Below are 17,407 nucleotides of genomic sequence, written 5' to 3'. Positions count from 1 at the left end.
GTGGGGATTGATAGCCCAGGAGCGAGGGGTGGAGGAATCTTTGCTGCCATCAAGGCGTTTCCGGATTCCTCCTTCTACAGTCTGTCCCTCGGCACCACCCATATCATTACTCTTCCATGGGGCACCCTATGTCTCATCGTCATGCTGTGCGTCTGTGTGCTGGTGCAGATGTTCGGCCTGCCGGTGACCCTGTTGAGCCTCTTAACCACCTCCGACATGCTCACGGGATCGATCTGCGGTGATCCCTTGGTCCTTCCTCTAGCACCTGAGCTGCATCCCTCGAACACGTTGCGTCTTTGCGTCGTCGGGCATCCAACGCCCTACCTACCTGTGTTGGCCACTTCGGTCTTTCATCCGCCTTTGACCTAACCTCTCCCCTTTCTACATGTATGCATCGGCCACCGAGTTCTGACCGGGAGGATCCTGTCAAGCCTTGCGTGCGAAGGCTCTCGAGGAAGAGCTGCGTGACTGGTCATCGATCATCGACATCTAGATCTTGAACCTGAAGCTTCCCGCATTGGGAGGCAAATATCCGTTGGAGAGGACGCGTGGATCTTCTCGTTCTGTGTCTCATTGTCGTGATGGGCTGGAGTGTTTGGATGGGATTTCGCCGATCGTCACGTCAGCACAAAGACGGCGCCGGCCCGCACCACCACGACACGGTAACGCAGCAGAGCGCCACGCTCAGCGGGGAGACTGCTGCGCTCGACAACACGCCAGATCCGCACAGTCGGGTATTCACAGCCGAGGACGAACGTCATGCGTTCGAGGCCGGCCAGCCGATCTGGATCCGTTACGAAGATAAATCCGGCGTGGTTACGGAACGGGTAGTTGAGATCTATCGCCCAAGCGAAGATGAAGTGATCTATACCTGGTGTCGTAGGAAGCGGGCCCCGCGCACTTTTGTCCGCCGGAAGATCAGTCACTGGCGACTGCTACCCGAGCGTTTCGACTTTGATCCGATCGTGGCCCAATATTGGAATGAGGAATGGCTTCGCGAGCGGTTCGAAAAAAACCCATGGAGGCGCTGGCTGCGGCGCCAGCCGAAAGAGATCGCCGACCGGTACAAGGAATGACACGCAAACAACCGCACAGTGCGGCAGCAGCACTAGAACACGCATTATTGACGGAATACGTGCCGGGGATTTCAGAAGATCACGTTGCAGATCTTGAAAAGAAGGGTCTGCTGGCGAAGGGGAAGGCGCATATATCGGCGCCTTGCCGACCGATTCAGAAAGACGATGACCTAATAATCAGAAATCAAATCCTGATACTCACTATGTCGCCGGAGCCAACCGGCGGCATAGCCGCATAGGGGCACCGCGTTCAGTTTTTCTGCGCGCACCACTTCCATTAATTGAGTCATGAATTCCCCGGCCGCACCCTTCCCGCGCAAGTCCTGCGGCGCGAAAACGTAATCAATGTAGAGCGTATTCTTATCCTTGTGGACATTGGCGTAAACCACCAAGTTGCCGAACGCCATTTCATAGCGTTTTTCACCCTCATTATAGGTTACTTGATTGTTTGGAATCATGGCTTGCCACTCCTTTTGAGTATCCATCAATAACATTTTCGAGCCAAAAAGAAAGCTCCGTCCTTGTTCAAGAACGGAGTCCAGATGGTGCTCTGCTGATGCAGGCACCTGAATCCATTTTTATTCTATACGAATCGGATTGATTCACTTCGTAGATGCGGTCGTTGGCGGAAACCTTCTAATTTTCATGAGATTCCCCCAGGCGCGTTCCTTGCTTAGAGTATTTCTTTCTATTCGATTCGTCCTCTGGGATGAGGGCCTCCATGGAGCGATTGAGTGACGTGCAATTCTTCATGATCATCGTCGCAATCTTGCTCTTGGCCTGGGGCATCGCGATACTCGTGGCTCCGTAAAGTACTTCAGTATGGTTAGAGAGTTCGATGGTGAGACGGTCGAACAGCGACCGAAATTAGTTCAGGGGAAAGTCAGGGGGGCATGGTCTTGGAGATGTCTCACTCTGGCGCGGGCCCACGCTAACCACCGAGGCCGAAGACTCGTCAAGGATCGACCGAGAAAGCAGACAGTCAAGAGCAAATGACCAGAGCGGTGATCTACAGAGGATTCACCATTCAGCCCGCACCTCGACATCTCGCGGAGATTGGCATGTGGGGATTGAGCCTTCGCATTTCGTGGACCACTAAACACAACGAACAGATCGTGTGTCCATTTTTCACGGCTGATGTGTATGCGACAGAGGACGAAGCTGCGACCCTCAGCATTGCCTATGGCAAACTCATCATTGATGGCAAGATTCCCGGCTCATCGGTTGGATAGCCACCCGGTTCACCATAGCCGCTGAGTACACAATTCGGTGTGGCGCTCAGAGCGCACTCGTTCTCAACTGCTTGGATCATCCAGCTTCTGCTAGAAATCGACCATCTGACTACGCGCCGAGTTCCCCGTACGGAGAAAGAGTACTCGCTGCTTCATGGCATTCCGAACCAGTGCGCATCAAGGCGTCTGCGATGATCGAGCGGCCATACGTTACCAGAGCAGATCACCAAGGACTCTCTTCATCAACCGCAACACCCGGCGGTCTTTTCAGATGGTTCACAGCACCCAGGCTGTCCCTTTGTGTCAGGAGTACAACAGGCTCCCTGCACTTCAGGTGACTCCCCGAATACCTGTACCTCTTCCATTGTTTTGTAAGTTTCCCATGGGATGCCCGACGGGTCGCGTACCCAAGACTTGTCCGACTTGGCATAGCAGCATACCGTTTCGCCCTCGTCGAACAATGAGAGATCAGTACTCGTCAATCGTTCCCGAATCTCCGCGAGTTCCCCATCTTCCTCAACCTGAATGCCGAGATGGTCAACCCCTTTCGTACGCGCACGGGTGGAAATGGCAAAGTTCACCCGAAGATCATCGAGCAACCACTTTGCGTAATCCGTCTTGGTTTTGATGGGTGCTGCGCCGAATAGGGCAGTGTAGAACTTAATGCCCTCGTTGATATTGTCCACGCCGACATGCACATGAAAGCGTTTCATGATCGTGCCCCCTTCGGTTGGGATGTACAGCAATCTGAGAGTTCGATGATCGAGCAGCCACGCTTCTTGTCACTACGGATACTCGCAAACCTGGCGCTGCAGCAATCTTTGACCATGTACTGAATGAGCGCGTTGAAGAAGTCGAAGTCGGCCGTGTAGATAATCGACCGCCCTTCGCGTCTGGAGGAGATGAGTTTCGCGTTGTGCAGGTGATTGAGATGGAACGAGAGCGTATTGTGTGGGACATTCAGCGCCCCACTAATCGTTCCTGCCGGCGTTCCTCCCGGCCCGTGGTTCACGAGTAGACGAAACACCTGCAACCGAGTTTCTTGTGAGAGGGCATCGAACGCAGCCAGAGCTTGGTTAATGTCCATGTGTCCAGAATAATAGACATATGATCGACTTGTCAAGCGGCCCTTCCCTGCCCGACGCCTCTTAAAATCCTCTCCGGCGCGAGGCTAGAGAGGTTAATCAGTTCGGAGAAGCGGTAATGGAAGAATCGCCCAAGCGATCACCGACTTCAGCAACCTCCTCGGCCTGTTCAAGTTCCTCGCCGGGTCGCCTATGGGCCGTCTCGCGGTTACACCCCGGACGGTTCGATAGGTTCTTCTTGTAGGGGCGAGGACGTTTTGGTGAGCACTTTGATCTAAGCTATTTTTCAAGACTGCACCTTGATTGATGAAGATTTTTTCATGCGCTATTCATACTCTCTTCATCTCTAGGATGTATGGTAATGGCAGCCATCGTCAGGCACAAGAAAGGTCAACAGACGAAGCAGTCTACCCCGACATCTCGCCTGTTGACGGCCTAAGGAGTGGTCTGGAGCACCCACTAGACGGCTTCCTTAGGCTTCTTGCCTGGTGACCAATCCCTTTATGTCTATCTGCGGCCTCCTTTCCACCTCCTCCACATTCTAGGAAGACTACCGGTCCAGAGCGTCCGGTACCCCAACGAAGATGATCCACGAAGACGTGCTCACGATCTCATCATGAGAGATTCACGTTCGAGAGGCACAGAACGGCTCCATGGTATAATGAAGAATGCCTGCCAAGAAGCACCCTAAGCCACACCCCACTGTCAAAAACAAATGGAAGCGCGGCAAGAAGTTTGACTCAAAGTCCGCAAGTAATCTGCTTATAGACACGAGTCGGATACCGTGGTTTCCAATCATTCCGAAGCCCCGTACGGACGCCTAGCCGCGGCACCTCGCTGACGATTTACATGATGCCTCGCGCAACGATCAAAGCAGTGACTGTTCGAATCGATTGAGGGGCTGGGGCTTATTGTAGGTCGGCCCAGAGCTTCGTAGAATAGCACCGGCCGGTTCACCAAGCGCGCCTATTCATTCGGCGAGGATTCCCCGTTGAAGATCTGTCCGGCAAGTTTCGCGGCACTGTTTCTTCTCTGCACGCTAGGATGCGTCACACCTGTCACCCCGGAGCAGATTGCGAGTGCCGACTACGGGACGGTCCCAGATCCACAAATCTACCAAAATGCCGTGAAAGACTACATGGAAGGTGTTCTGTTTGACCCATACACCGCGCACTATCGATTCGTGGGAGCGCCAAAGAAAAGCTACGCGTATCTCTCCGGAACGAGAAAGCCCCCAGTGTTTGGCTATCTTGTGCAGGTGGCGATCAATGCGAAGAACTTGTGGGGCACCTATATGGGTGAGCAACCGTTTCGATTCTTTATTAAGAACGAAATGCTGTATCCGCTGAGCAAGTCCGAGAAGGCCGAAGTGGTGCAGTGAAACTTGCAAGTGCTGCGCGTGCGGTCAGCGAACTGGCCTTGAGCGACTTGTCGTCCTGATCGACGAGCTTCAGCTGGATACCGTGACCTGTCTCGCCGATGACGTCTTCGACCTCAATCCCTCCGGGATCCAGGCTTTCACAACACGAGACCGTTTCAGACGCACGCGCGGGACGACGGCCACTCCCTCGCAAACCAAATCATTCAGATACGAGAAAGTTCGTGCTGTCGCAGTCATCTTCGTGACCAAGCGAAGATCATGATGGTGTTCAATGCCTTGCGCCAATTTTGAAGGGAGAACACGACCAACTGACCAATGTAGACAACGCCCTGAACGATTGAGAACGTCAATCTTCTCATGCTGAGTCCATACCTTCCTCCGATCAGGGGAGGATTGGACAGCGGAAGCGGAGCATGGGGATCGAGTGCATCAACGATCCGTTTTGCCTCTTCCAAGGCAGCTGCTTCGGCCTCTTCGTGGGATGGAAAGAGCGCATCAGGGCAACCTTTGCGGTACGCCCAACAGGTTGGTCTGAATTCAATGATGGTATACGGACAACGCCAGGTCCCATCCTCTTGCCGTTTGGGGGCCAAGTTGATCCTGCGGTGCTTATAGTCCGGCATGGTCGTTTTCTCCAGCCATCACAATACGCTGAGAAACCCGTGAGATCACAAATGCAGAAGCGATGCCAGTTGCCGGAAAGAGTTCGGCACACTGTCTTCATCGGATCGACTGTTCCCCCTGCTGGACAGTCAGCGAAAATTGCGTAACTGCTGTTGATAAAGCACGGGGTGTGGTTTTCATCGTTTCAGACAGCACGTTCTCGCACTTGTTCGGTGCGACATCAGCACCCAATGTATCGGGGTGATTGCGTTGCTCAGCCATGGATACGAGTCTCCCGTACCGGAGTTACGATGGTGTTACCGCAGTGTTTATTCTTGTCGCGCCACTCACTGGCCCCGCCCTCCCCCAACGACGGGTCGGGCCTGCGATGCACCGGTGGAGTGCTTTGCCGCGTGGGTGGCAAAACAAGACCCGATCTGCCAGAAATTTGGTGGGAGAATTACACAGGCTGTATTAAGCGCACTTCAACTTGACCGTGCAGCTCGGTAGATTGGCCCTGGCTTGGCGTCCGTGTTCGCGCTAGATCTTCCCGGAGTTCCTACCCTCCCGGCAAAATGCTTTCGGCAACGATGGTCCTGCTCGAACTTCTCACTAGACCATCGCCGAGAACCCGGGTCGCCGAAAAGAGTCGATGAAGATCGACCACTCACCAACCTCGGTCCAGACCAGCACCGCAATCTCTTGTTCGGCACCGCAAGATTGGATCAGCAGGAGTACACCGAGAAATAGGGTAATCATGACGGGCCAGACCATCGCCAGAGCACCAAGAACGAGGATGAGCGTAATTCCCGCCAACGTCTGCTGAACGAGTGGGCTCTTGGCTCTCATCATAGGATCCTCCTTGCTTGCTCTCTTACACATATCAATATGTTTGTTAAATGAGTCACATCATAGTTCATATGGAGAAATACGAACAGCTAGGAAAACTACTAGAGGACACAGGGGCGATGATTAAGAGGAAGTAGATTGCTCCGGCAACGCCAAAATGAAAGCTCCGTCCTTTATGAAGGGCGGAGCCCTCATCGAACAGCGCAATGTTTACATCATGTTATCGATACGTTTCCGTTAACGCTTCACAATGTGTCCCTTGCTCTCTTCTACTGACTTGCTACGGATTTCATGTCACGACGGGCACTGGGAGCATCCCCCTCTCGAGGCTTGAATCGTCAAGTGTCCATCGCGTTCCAGCCGACCGACCCAGCGATAAGGTCGCCACTCTCGTTTACATTCCACCTTCATGAGGAGATCCTCATGTCCTTCTAACTCACCCTTCATCTCCCGGTTGTATGTTGGAATCCTATGGATGCCGCAAACTGTTGGACACTCGGCGTAGGAATCCTCGCATTGGTAGGTGCGGTGGTCTTCATCTACAAGAAGAGCCAGCAACCGTGAATGCCGATACCAGATCCCGTTAGGTTCCCCCTGGGGGATTGACTAGGTTCATACGAGCGCCTCCTTGCCTAGAATGATGATAGGCTCTCCGCATCATGAGAAAGTTTGTACGGCTAGCGCCCCATGTTGGTTGGTCAAACGGGAATGCGGAAGCAACATGAGAATGCGCAGTCACCTTCTTCTCATACCGCTGGTCTGCCTCTCCGGTTGTCTCGTGACTTATCGTGATTTCCCCATACATTCGATCCCCAGCACGTCTGGGGCACCTGCACCCGTTCCGTGTCATCAGACCATTCATTTTTCATACGGTCTGACGGAAGGCAGTGCAATGTCGACATGGGGAGGGATATATCAATGGACTTTTAACAGTGCGTTGTCACCGCCAAACGTAGCTCGTGCCATGGAAGACGCATTGCAACATGCCGCGGGCTGTAGCAACGATGTCGTCTACACGATATGGCCCAGGACGGAAATCGTGGTCCATATTCAAGAGAAACCGTATCCGTGGCATTGGTATGGTGAGGTGCTCGGGCGGCTCTCATCCAATACGTCTTTCATTATTCCCTTTTACATTGATGAAGGGGGGTGGGAATTCTCTTACCGGGTGAGTCAACGAGATCTGCATACAAAGACATACAAATACGACATCACCGCGCGACAATTCTATTGGGCTGCGTTGATTCCCTTTTCCTGGATGAATGTCTTCACCTATAGCCTGGAAGATGCCGTGCAATCGACCACCGCTCAGTTTGTGACAGATGCCCGGCGAGATGGGTATTTGGGAAGAACGAATTGACTCGGCAAGCAACAACTGGGCATGAGAGCAGGTAAGGAAAGAAGATGAGACTCAGGTCTATGAGTATTCTGCATCGAATCGGATCAACGGAGTCGACACGCACAAGAGAGGAGACTCGTTCTCACTTTGGTCCGATTTGACACTCAAGCGTGTGCCACAAAATCACCGATCCAATAACTCAAACCTGTTCGAATCATCACGGGGGTGCCTCATGGACTTTCTCATTCTACTTCTCATTGTCGCGCTGGGCTGGTTTGGATGGGAATCGTTTCGTGACTCCTCGCGCTAGCGACTGATGTCCGAGCATGACCGGCTGACACCGTCGCATTCCGTATGTAGCTGTGGAATCGGTGAACCGGCTGGATATGTCGTCGCAGGAAATCGTCCGTGAGATAACGAACGGAAGCCCACCAGCTATTATCGAGCCCAAGCAAAGAGTCTTCCCATCCTGCTCGCGTAAGTATCGAGAACCGAGCCAGATTCAGGCCGTGGATCTTGGACAGGACGTTCAAGTGTATCGACGATACGTCTCGCTTCTTCCAGTGCGGCCGATGTGGCAGCATCACGGGACGCGAAGATTCCGTCAGGGTATCCTTGGCAGTACCCCCAGGACGTTTGTCTGAATTCAATAATGGTATACTGACAGCGCCACGTCCCATCGTTATTATCCCGTCTCGGAGTCAACTCGATCCTGCAATGCTTATGGTCCGGCATAATTGCTTGCTCCAGGTACCAATCTTCCTAACTCAGCCGAATCACCTGTCTTAGTGATGTGATCATGACACGCGTGCAGGCGCGATGCTAGCGCTCCAAATGGATCGATCCATCTGGACCTGGCTGATAGTGTCCATTTCCTCCAACCATTCACCAAGTGCGGCTGCGACCTCTGCGATCATCAATTGCACCCTCAATGTTTATCCTACTCATTCCATCACGAATACTCTGCAATCACGTTTACCATACCAATGACTATACCTAAGTCTTATATTTTGAGTACTATTATGCCGCCGATCGCATGATCCGGAGGGATCTCCGCACGCTTCCCGCGAGAAAGGTTTCTAGAACTTCTCCTTTCACGACGTAAGACTCACCGTCTAGACCTACCTTTGATGCGTGATTGGCCTGGCAACCTGGTTGAGGTCCAGGCACCTAATTCTGCGCCCGGTAGCATTAGTGTCGGAGCCAGGGTCAACTCCTAGTTATTGCGATCTCTCACTTCATTATAGGTTCATGTTCAACAATCACGCAGCGAGGTCGCCGTATCGAGCCCTCGCACCTCCTCTGTGGAGACCGGAGACAGCGAGCACGCGGAACTACAAGCATCGCAGGATCGAGTTCACTCCCAGGCCGGACACTGATGGGAATCAATCAGATAGGACATAGAGCGATATGACAACACGCATACCCAGCATCGAAAGTTTTCGGGTGTTGGCCATTGTGATGGTGATCCTTTGGCATACAGATTTTGTAACCAACCTCATACGATCGGCAGGTGGACGGTTGCCCGTCGTTGTGACGGCCAGTCTCATCTGGTGGGCAGGCGTACCGTACTTTCTGATCACGGCTGGCTATTTTTTTCGGCAGTCCGTACAGAATCACGGAAATCATCTGGATCAGTACCGCCGCTATGTCACCCCCCTTACATGGATGCTCACGGCGTGGTTATGTGTCTATTCATTTGTTCCACGCAATTGGCCCGGCGAGGTTGTTCATCACGGTCTGTGGCAGCCGTTTTACTTGGAAGCTCTGAGAAACGTCCTTCAACTCAAGACGCACACTCTACAGTCGTTTCTGGAAGGGCAGCGTCCCGTGGCTCACCTCTGGTTTGTTCCCGCCCTTCTGTTCAGTCTTGCCATTCTGACCTTGATGGAAATCTACCGGCTGCAGAAGTACGTGATCCCTTTGATCATCGGTCTCTATGCGTTCGTTCTCGCAGAAGAAGCGGCGGGAGGGTATCTCTTCCGCTCCACGGTACACCTCGAGCTGTGGTCGATCGCGCTGCTTCTCACCGCCATCGGATGGTGGTTGGTAGGACACCAACGGCCTTCCGCGGCCTTGGCCTGTTCGGTGATTGTCGCAGGATACACCTTCGCACTCATCGAAGGGGAAATCATGCAGACACTACTCCATAGTTCACGGCGCACGATCCTGGATCATAATTACTTGGGTGGGATTCTCATAGGACTCGGGATCTTTCTGCTTGCCCTCGCGAAACCGCGACTGGGAAGGACCACTCCATTCCCATCGCTCGCGACATTGACGTTGGGCATCTATCTCTCGCATTTCTTCGTCATCTATACGCTTGATCCTGTGAGATCAAGGCTGCGAGGCGCGTTTCCTGTATGGGGAGACGGGTGTTTCACACTCCTCATCTACGGCATTTCCGCGCTGCTGACGCTCGCTTTAATGAAGGTGCCCATCGCCAGATATCTAGTGGTGAGACCTGCTAAGAAGCATCAGAGGATAGCGCCCAGTTCCAAGGATGAAAGACCTGCTGTTACGAAGCTCGGAGCCAATCCCGATTGATAATGTGGCTCTTGACTTTAGGTTTTTCGCGCGCATCCACCGATGTCCCTCCCTCTCCAGTCACTACGCCTCTTGCTGCCTCCGGCGCTGCTGCGCTAAGGAGGCTTGGCGACAAAAGGTCCTCATCTTGAGCCTTGATGTTCTCCCGTAAAACTGGACCAGCAAAAACTGAAATCTCCTGGTAGACTGCGGCCCTCGACCAGGTAGGTGGCATGAAGAAGCGCCAGTTTCCAGAGGGGCGGATTGCAATGGCCTTGCGGCAGAGAGACGCGAGGTTCTCGATTCCAGAAGTCACACGGGCCCTCGGGATCAGCGAAGCAACCTACTCTCTGCGGCGGAAGAATTACAGACAGACCGCGGTGGCCGAGATCAGGCGGTTGCGACAGCTGGAGACCTTGTCCTGCTGAGACGGTTGCGCCGGTTGGCCCAAGCCTTCCCCGATTCTATCATCTCCGGCTGCACTCGATGCCGCGACTCGAGGGCTGGAAGATTAACCGCGAGCAGGTGCATCGGCTCTCTCAGGAAGAAGGCTGGCCGTGCGACTCTCACGTCACCGAAAACTCGCTACTCACTTCAGGGTTGTGCCGCAATCCCCGAGCCAGGTGAACGAACCTTGGCGCATGAATCTTGTGGCCGATACGGTATTGGATGGCCGGCAGTCCCAATGTCCGAGCGTGATAGGCTGATGCCGTCCAATCTTATGTGCAGCTGTGGACACGGTGAACAGGCTGGATATCGCGGGGCAGGGAACCGGCCGTGATAGAACGATCGAACACTCACCAGTTATTCATCGAGACCAAGCAAAGAGTCTTCCCATTCTGCTTGCGTAAGTTCCCAGAACAGAGCCAGATTCAGACCGTGGATCTTGGACAGGGCGTTCAAGTGTATCGACGATGCGCTTCGCCTCTTCCAGAGCTACCGATGCGGCGGCATCACGGGACGCGAAGATCCCGTCAGGGTACCCTTGGCGGTACCCCCAGGACGTTTGCCTGAATTCAATAATCGTATACTGACAGCGCCACGTCCCATTACTATTATCCCGTCTCGGAGTCAACTCGATCCAACGATGCTTATACTCCGGCATGATCCTTTTCCTCCAATTTCCGGTTTTCCGGTCAGTCTCTCAATCCAAAATGTGTTCTGTGTGGGAGCCGACTACATAAGTGCGGCAGCAGCCATACCCAACGAGCCTTGTCAGCCTCTCTGCAGAAATTGTATGGCGAAGAGATTCATCTTGGCACCCTGAGACATGCGATCTCGCATAGATTGATCAATGCGTTTTATTGCTCAATTTTCCTATCTGTTGCATCACATTTTTAATGTTTAGTGACTGAAACATCCATCCCCCAAAAGAGGGGTATTATTTTTCAGAAAACTATGCAGTGGATACCGAACCCTATGAATATGTAGGAGAAATATTCCCTACAATCGCATCTCCGTGCAATTCCAGACCTCAGCTTTGTGATCAATGGAGTATGGTCGATTTGCCATCATCTGCCGCCATTTCGGTGTATTTGCGGGCGATGGCCGACAGTTGTGCTTCCACACACTTCAAGACTGACGCGTCACGTCAGGTCGAGGGTATTTCGCCGGGATGGCGGGAAAGTTTCGGCTCACCATTTCCATGAAGAGTTCCGGAGTCATGGAGGTCAAGCATCGCTCCTCCTCGCGGGTCGCCGCGATGCATGGCTCCACCCGAGTGCCCTTCCAGCCATCGATAGAGGACCGGCAGCATGATTAAGGTCAGCAGTGTCGAACTCACGAGGCCGCCGATGACGACGATCGCCAGAGGACGTTGCACCTCCGACCCGATACCTTGCGCGAATGCAAGCGGGACGAGACCCAACAGCGCGACCAGGGCGGTCATCAAGACGGGCCGCAATCGAAGGAGGGCCCCTGAGGTGACCGCTTCATCCAGGCTGTGGCCGTCTTCGCGCAGCTTATTCATGTAGGACACGAGCACGATGCCGTTCAGCACCGCCACACCGAAGAGGTTGATGAAACCGATGGAGGCCGGCACGCTGAGATACTCTTTTGTCAGCCACAGGGCCACCACACCACCGATCAACGCAAATGGCAGATTCAAAATGATCAGAGCCGCCTGCCGAAGCGAGTTGAACGTCGAGTACAGCAGGAAAAAGATCAATCCGATCGTGATTGGAACGATGATGCGCAACTTCGCCATGGCCCGTTCCATATTCTCGAACGACCCGCCCCACGTGACTTTGTAGCCGGTGGGGAGATCCACACGTTGCTCGATTTTCTGCTGCGCTTCGGCGACCAGACTGCCGATGTCACGCCCCAGCGTATTGAACCCGATCGATACGTAGCGTTGAAGCTGATCGCGGCTGATCCGGCCGGGTCCTTCTTCCAGTTGCACGGTCCCCAGGTCTGCCAGGGGAATAAGACCACCGCCTGGATCATTGAGCATAATGTTGCTGATGGTCTCGACGCTGTCTCTGTACTGTTTGGGGAACCGCACCACCAAATCGAACCGTTGCTGTCCTTCATACACGCGAGTCGCAACCTCTCCTCCAATGGCGGTCGTGATGATTTCCCGCACATCGGCGACATTGATCCCATAGCGGGCGATCTTGCTGCGATCGATGTCGATGGTGAGGTAGGGTTGTCCGAACAATTGCTCCACCTTGATGTCTCGAACACCGCGGACGGTTTCCAACACCTCGGCAATTTCCTGGGCTTTGTTCCGCAGCATCTCCAAATCATCGCCGAACAGTTTGACGGTGGCTTCCGTGCGGACGCCGGAGATCAACTCATCGACCCGCTGCTGGATCGGCTGGCTGATCAGGAACGTCGCCCCCGAGACGCTGGTTAAACGTTCACGGAACTTCTGCATGAGCTCCGGCATAGTCCGCGCCGTCGTCCATTGATCCAACGGCCGAAGCCGCACGACCGGATCACTCTCGTTCGGCTCTTGGGGATCGTTCCCCAATTCCGTGCGGCCGATTTTCGACACGACCATCTCCACTTCCGGAAACTCCATGATCGCCTGCTGCATGCGCTTTTCGATTTCGATGGACTCGGGAAGCGACACGCTGGGAAGCCGAATGGTTTGTGGGGCTACCGATCCTTCGTTTAGAATCGGGATGAATTCAGTTCCCAATGACGGCACCAATGCCAGCGCGCCGATTAAAGCACTCACAGCCATTACCACCACCGCGGTCCGGTGCCCAAGAGCCCAGCGAAGCACAGGGTCGTAAAGACGCTTGGTTTGCCGGACGATCCAAGGATCCTCCTCACTGCCTCGGGTCAGCGCCAAAGAACAGAGAACCGGGGAGAGCGTGAGCGATAACAGGAGCGACACCAACAGGGCGATCATGATGGTGTAGGCGAGCGGTTTGAACATCTTCCCTTCCATCCCGTGGAGAGACAGGAGGGGCAAGAAAACCAGGATAATGATGAGAATGCCGAACACAACCGGTTGTCCGACTTCCTTCACTGCATTCATGATGAGTTGCAGCCTGGGTGTGGCAGCGGCGGAATGGTGCGACAGATGACGGTAGACGTTTTCGACGACGACGACCGACCCATCCACGATCATCCCGATTGCAATGGCCAGCCCCCCCAGGGACATCAGATTGGCCGTCAACCCGATTTGCCCCATCACGATGAACGTGGCAAGCGGCGCCAAGACCAAGGTGCCGACGACGATCAGCGCGCTGCGAATGTTCCCCAGAAACAGGAACAATACGACGACCACGAGCACGACACCTTCCGCCAGCGACTTGTACACGGTGTTCAATGCCTCGGTGATCAGTTCGATACGGTCGTAAAACGGCACGATCCGCAACCCGTTCGGCAACAAGTGCTTGGCATGGATGTCTTCGATGCGGGCCTTGATACCCTCCACGACATCCCGCGCGTTCCCGCCCCGCAACATCAGCACGATTCCACTGACCACCTCGCGCTCCCCATTCAAGACCGTTGCGCCGTGCCTCACCGCATGGTCGACGCGCACATGAGCGACGTCCGAGACATAGACCGGAGTTCCACCGGTTTCCTTGACCACGATCCGTTCGATGTCCTGAAGGGAGCGGATCAGCCCGATCCCCCGCACGATGTATTTTTCCGCATGCTTTTCCAGGATATTGCCCCCGGCATTGGCGTTGTTCCTGGCCACCGCGTCGAACACGTCACGAAGCGTGAGGTTGAATTTTCGCAACATGCCCGGTTCGACCAGCACTTGATATTGCTTGACGTACCCTCCCATTGAATTGACATCGATGACCTCCGGCGTGCTCTTCAAGAGCGGTCGAATCACCCAATCTTGAATCGTACGTTGAGCGATCAAATTTTGGTGTTCGGCTTCGTTACCAGCAACAAACCCCGCAGGGGCCTCCAAGTAATATTGGAACACCTCGCCCAACCCCGTGCTATTCGGCATGAGCATCGGCTTAGCCCCGGGAGGAAGTTGTTCCTCGACTTCAAGCAGTCGTTCAAGCACCAATTGGCGGGCCAGGTTGATATCCATGGAGTCATCGAACACGATCGTAATAAGCGACAGACCGACTTTGGTGAGGGAGCGCATCTCCGTGAGGGAGGGCACCCCCGTGAGCTGCAGCTCGATCGGATAAGTCACCAAGCGCTCGACCTCGGCCGGCGAAAGGCCGGGGGCCTTCGTGACGACCTGCACCAACACACTGGTCACGTCGGGGAAGGCGTCGATTGGAATGGTCCGGAAGGCATAGATACCTCCGGCTCCGATCATGATCGCGCAGATGATGATGAGCATCCGCTGACGCAGGGAGATGTCGAGGAGGCGGGAGACCATCAGACGGGTTTCTTCAACAACTCGGACTTCAAGACAAAGGCACCGTTCGTCACAACCGGCTCCCCTTCGTTCAGGCCCCCGAGGATTGAGGTGAGCGTGCCGTTGGATTCGCCCACGTGGACCTCGCGCAATTCGTACTCGTTCGCGCTGCGTTGCACGAAGACGAACGTTCGACCTTGATCGCGTTGCAGCGCCGCCTCCGGCACCGCCAATCGGTCCGGCTGCGCTTCGGAAAAGAGGCGAATGGTCGCGAACATTTCGGGTTTGAGCCGTCCATCCAAGTTCGGCAGTTCAAGCCTGAGCTGCATGGTCCGCGTCACGGGATCCAGAACGTCTCCCACATAGGTGATCGTCCCCTTGAACACTTCATTGGGATAGGCATTGATACGGACCTCGACCTGCGTGCCGCCTGACGCATGAATAGAATGGGCGAAAGGAATGTCTTTCTCCGGGATGTTGGCTTGAACCCAGACCTCCGATAGATCCGCGATCACGAACAGCTTTTCGGTGGTCTCGACGACTTCGCCACGCGTCAGATTGCGCCCGATAATACGGCCCGCGAACGGCGCTACAATCGGCACGACGGATCGGATCTCCCGACTGCGGTCGAGCCGGCGAAGTTCTTCACTGCTCATTCCCAACAGCTTCAGCCGATCGCGCGACTCATTGGCCTCGGCCTGAGTGCTCAGCAGTTCTGCATGCCGCCGTTGCGCTTCCGCTTCCCCGATCACTTTTTCCTCCAGAAGGAATTGGGCGCGGCTATAGGCTTGCTCCGCTACATGAAGTTTGGCTTGTGCCTTGAGATGACCCGATTGAGCCAGGCCTAATTCACTGCTGTATAGAATCGCCAATGGTGCGTTCGCTTTGACTTCTTGGCCGAGGTCCGCATATACCTCGACCACTCGACCGCGAACCAAGGTCGTAATTTCCGCCATGTTCCGTTGATTGGGCTGAACGATTGCGGGGAAATCCCGGTGGGTTCGAAAGTCGCTACGTGCTACCGGCTGGACCATCAGCCCAACCCGTGACGATTCTTCCGTCGACAGCGTGATGACCCCCGGCGCGGACACCGCGACGGGCGACCTACTGGCCACCACATCGCTCGGCGTCCCATCACAACCTGCCTCCATCACCATTAAGCCGAATAGAAGACCCCGAACACCCCGACTGACAGATGGAGAAGAAGTTCGTATTGAATCGAACAAGACGTTCACAACGCTCCCCCTACAGCTTGCTCAAGCCTGGCCAGCGAGACGGAGAGGTCGCGCCGCGCCAGTGCATAGTCCAGTAACGTCTGTCGCTGCACGCGCTGTGCGTCAAGCACTTCCAACAGACTGGATGCGCCTTGTTGAAAACTGAACTGCGCGAGCCTCAGAGCCTCCTGAGCCTGTTTCAACAACCCTTTATCGAATACTTCGATCAATTCCGCCGTCGTGCGGACATCCTGATAATGCTGATAGACGGCTCGTCCCAATTCATTGCGTGTCCGGAGCAGCTCTGCTTCCTCACGGCGTTTGGCCCCCAGCGACGACGCAATTTCTCCCTGACGCCGGTACCAGAGCGGTACGGGCACGGAGAGACCGCCTTGAAACGCTTCCCGCCCCATCTCTCGCCAATAGCCCCCGTTCACGGTGACCGTCGGCACCCGTGCCTGCCGTTCAAATTCAATCTTCCAGTCCGATTGTTCCACGGATTTCAGCAGGCGCTGGATCGTCGGATGCTGCTCCATCATGCGAGCCATTAAACCTTCAATCTGCAAATCTCGAGGAATCGTCCTGAACTCGCCATGGACCGTATAAGTCGGTCCGAGTGCGCCGCCGGTCAAGGTGTCGACAACGACGCGGCTGATGCGAACATGATTTTCGGCCCGCGCGAGCAACTGCCGAGCTTTCAGAACCTCGACTTCCGCTTTGATCGATTCGAATTGCGGGGCCTCGCCCGATTTGACCCGCGCCTTGACGATCCGCGCCACACCTTCAACGATGTCGAGATTCAGACGCGCCAGATCGAAATCCTGCTGGGACAGCAACAGATCGTAGAATGCGACCTTGACCTGCGAGGCCAGATTCAGCCGGGTCTCCGACATCCCGACGTTGGCCGTCGCCAATCCGAGATCCGCGACTCGTTGCCGGGCGGCTCGCATGGCCGGCCATTCCACGGGCTGTCCGACCGTCACATTGTATTCGGCAAGTGACTGAATATTTTCCGGTGGACCCACGGTCGTGTCTTTAAGCCTCCCGTGTCCACCGCTGCTGGACACAGTCGGGTTGGGGTACGCGCCTGCCGACGTCTGATGCCCTTTCTGCTGCTCAATATTGCCTTCTGCCGATGAGACGATGGGATTCCTTGCCAAGACCAAATCGACAATCATATCGAGGCTATACACCTGTCCCACAGCTTCAGCGGAAGCCGTGGCCACACCAAGTCCTATGCTCATTCCGCAAATTAGAATGAGAACCAGCCTCATCATCCTCTCCTGCCTAAACATCTGAGACTTCCGCCC

At 54.7% G+C, this 17,407-nt stretch carries 15 protein-coding genes; 6 read left to right on the top strand and 9 right to left on the bottom strand.

All coding sequences use genetic code 11. From position 1 onward, the window contains the following. On the top strand, positions 1-369 hold the full coding sequence (locus H8K04_06650) for a hypothetical protein (GenBank protein ID UVT17220.1): 369 nt from the start codon (positions 1-3) through the stop codon (positions 367-369). A 179-nt stretch (positions 370-548) separates the two neighbouring features. Next, on the top strand, positions 549-1,076 hold the full coding sequence (locus tag H8K04_06645; protein ID UVT17219.1) for a hypothetical protein: 528 nt from the start codon (positions 549-551) through the stop codon (positions 1,074-1,076). A 170-nt stretch (positions 1,077-1,246) separates the two neighbouring features. On the opposite strand, the gene H8K04_06640 is transcribed toward H8K04_06645, so the two are convergent. Then, positions 1,247-1,534, bottom strand: coding sequence for an N-acetyltransferase (locus tag H8K04_06640; GenBank protein ID UVT17890.1), 288 nt, complete (start codon positions 1,532-1,534; stop codon positions 1,247-1,249). Positions 1,535-2,068: 534 nt separating this feature from the next. Between H8K04_06640 and H8K04_06635 the strand changes: the two genes are divergently transcribed. Next, positions 2,069-2,308 carry a hypothetical protein gene (locus tag H8K04_06635; GenBank protein UVT17218.1) on the top strand — a complete coding sequence of 80 codons (240 nt, stop codon included), beginning with the start codon at positions 2,069-2,071 and terminating at the stop codon, positions 2,306-2,308. 242 nt (positions 2,309-2,550) lie between these two features. On the opposite strand, the gene H8K04_06630 is transcribed toward H8K04_06635, so the two are convergent. Both H8K04_06630 and H8K04_06625 read right to left on the bottom strand, forming a co-directional pair. Next, complete coding sequence (locus tag H8K04_06630) at positions 2,551-3,021, bottom strand: VOC family protein (protein ID UVT17217.1); 471 nt, start codon at positions 3,019-3,021, stop codon at positions 2,551-2,553. Continuing rightward, the gene (locus H8K04_06625; protein ID UVT17889.1) at positions 3,018-3,395 is read right to left on the bottom strand and encodes a helix-turn-helix transcriptional regulator; all 378 of its coding nucleotides are present in this window, start codon (positions 3,393-3,395) and stop codon (positions 3,018-3,020) included. The genes H8K04_06630 and H8K04_06625 overlap by 4 nt, the downstream gene beginning before the upstream one ends. Before the next feature lie 989 nt (positions 3,396-4,384). On the opposite strand from H8K04_06625, the gene H8K04_06620 reads away from it, so the two are divergent. Further along, entirely contained in the window at positions 4,385-4,774 is a 390-nt protein-coding gene (locus tag H8K04_06620; GenBank protein ID UVT17216.1) for a hypothetical protein, read from the top strand. Positions 4,775-5,007: 233 nt separating this feature from the next. Here H8K04_06620 and H8K04_06615 read toward each other — a convergent pair whose 3' ends face one another. From H8K04_06615 to H8K04_06605, 3 genes are all read right to left on the bottom strand, one after another. Beyond that, positions 5,008-5,397, bottom strand: a complete 390-nt coding sequence (locus tag H8K04_06615; GenBank protein ID UVT17215.1) for a hypothetical protein — start codon at positions 5,395-5,397, stop codon at positions 5,008-5,010. Positions 5,398-5,494: 97 nt separating this feature from the next. After that, the gene (locus H8K04_06610; GenBank protein ID UVT17214.1) at positions 5,495-5,659 is read right to left on the bottom strand and encodes a hypothetical protein; all 165 of its coding nucleotides are present in this window, start codon (positions 5,657-5,659) and stop codon (positions 5,495-5,497) included. A 330-nt stretch (positions 5,660-5,989) separates the two neighbouring features. Next, complete coding sequence (locus H8K04_06605; protein ID UVT17213.1) at positions 5,990-6,229, bottom strand: hypothetical protein; 240 nt, start codon at positions 6,227-6,229, stop codon at positions 5,990-5,992. A gap of 961 nt (positions 6,230-7,190) precedes the next feature. Here H8K04_06605 and H8K04_06600 point away from each other — a divergent pair. Further along, the gene (locus tag H8K04_06600; protein UVT17212.1) at positions 7,191-7,586 is read left to right on the top strand and encodes a hypothetical protein; all 396 of its coding nucleotides are present in this window, start codon (positions 7,191-7,193) and stop codon (positions 7,584-7,586) included. 1,389 nt (positions 7,587-8,975) lie between these two features. Next, a complete protein-coding gene (locus tag H8K04_06595) occupies positions 8,976-10,112 on the top strand; it encodes a hypothetical protein (GenBank protein ID UVT17211.1) in 1,137 nt (378 codons plus the stop codon). 1,570 nt (positions 10,113-11,682) lie between these two features. Here the strand turns inward: H8K04_06595 and H8K04_06590 are convergent. Genes H8K04_06590 through H8K04_06580 form a run of 3 tightly spaced genes read right to left on the bottom strand, consistent with a single transcriptional unit; the run spans position 11,683 to position 17,323 of the window. Beyond that, positions 11,683-14,904, bottom strand: a complete 3,222-nt coding sequence (locus tag H8K04_06590; GenBank protein ID UVT17210.1) for an efflux RND transporter permease subunit — start codon at positions 14,902-14,904, stop codon at positions 11,683-11,685. After that, positions 14,904-16,118: an efflux RND transporter periplasmic adaptor subunit gene (locus tag H8K04_06585; GenBank protein UVT17209.1), complete on the bottom strand. Its 1,215-nt coding sequence runs from the start codon at positions 16,116-16,118 to the stop codon at positions 14,904-14,906. The genes H8K04_06590 and H8K04_06585 overlap by 1 nt, the downstream gene beginning before the upstream one ends. Next, entirely contained in the window at positions 16,115-17,323 is a 1,209-nt protein-coding gene (locus H8K04_06580) for a TolC family protein (protein ID UVT17208.1), read from the bottom strand. The genes H8K04_06585 and H8K04_06580 overlap by 4 nt, the downstream gene beginning before the upstream one ends. Positions 17,324-17,407: the final 84 nt, after the last annotated feature.

The organism is Nitrospira sp., from assembly GCA_024760525.1.
Lineage (GTDB): Bacteria > Nitrospirota > Nitrospiria > Nitrospirales > Nitrospiraceae > Nitrospira_D.
Note: the sequence above shows the minus strand (reverse complement) of the source record. Positions and strands in the feature narration are given on the sequence as shown.

Excerpts from the sequence above, each read along its gene's own strand:
- H8K04_06640 (UVT17890.1), bottom strand. The coding sequence starts at position 1,534 with ATGATTCCAAACAATCAAGTAACCTATAATGAGGGTGAAAAACGCTAT.
- H8K04_06635 (UVT17218.1), top strand. The coding sequence starts at position 2,069 with ATGACCAGAGCGGTGATCTACAGAGGATTCACCATTCAGCCCGCACCT.
- H8K04_06630 (UVT17217.1), bottom strand. The coding sequence starts at position 3,021 with ATGAAACGCTTTCATGTGCATGTCGGCGTGGACAATATCAACGAGGGC.
- H8K04_06625 (UVT17889.1), bottom strand. The coding sequence starts at position 3,395 with ATGGACATTAACCAAGCTCTGGCTGCGTTCGATGCCCTCTCACAAGAA.
- H8K04_06615 (UVT17215.1), bottom strand. The coding sequence starts at position 5,397 with ATGCCGGACTATAAGCACCGCAGGATCAACTTGGCCCCCAAACGGCAA.
- H8K04_06610 (UVT17214.1), bottom strand. The coding sequence starts at position 5,659 with ATGGCTGAGCAACGCAATCACCCCGATACATTGGGTGCTGATGTCGCA.
- H8K04_06605 (UVT17213.1), bottom strand. The coding sequence starts at position 6,229 with ATGATGAGAGCCAAGAGCCCACTCGTTCAGCAGACGTTGGCGGGAATT.
- H8K04_06600 (UVT17212.1), top strand. The coding sequence starts at position 7,191 with ATGGAAGACGCATTGCAACATGCCGCGGGCTGTAGCAACGATGTCGTC.
- H8K04_06595 (UVT17211.1), top strand. The coding sequence starts at position 8,976 with ATGACAACACGCATACCCAGCATCGAAAGTTTTCGGGTGTTGGCCATT.
- H8K04_06590 (UVT17210.1), bottom strand. The coding sequence starts at position 14,904 with ATGGTCTCCCGCCTCCTCGACATCTCCCTGCGTCAGCGGATGCTCATC.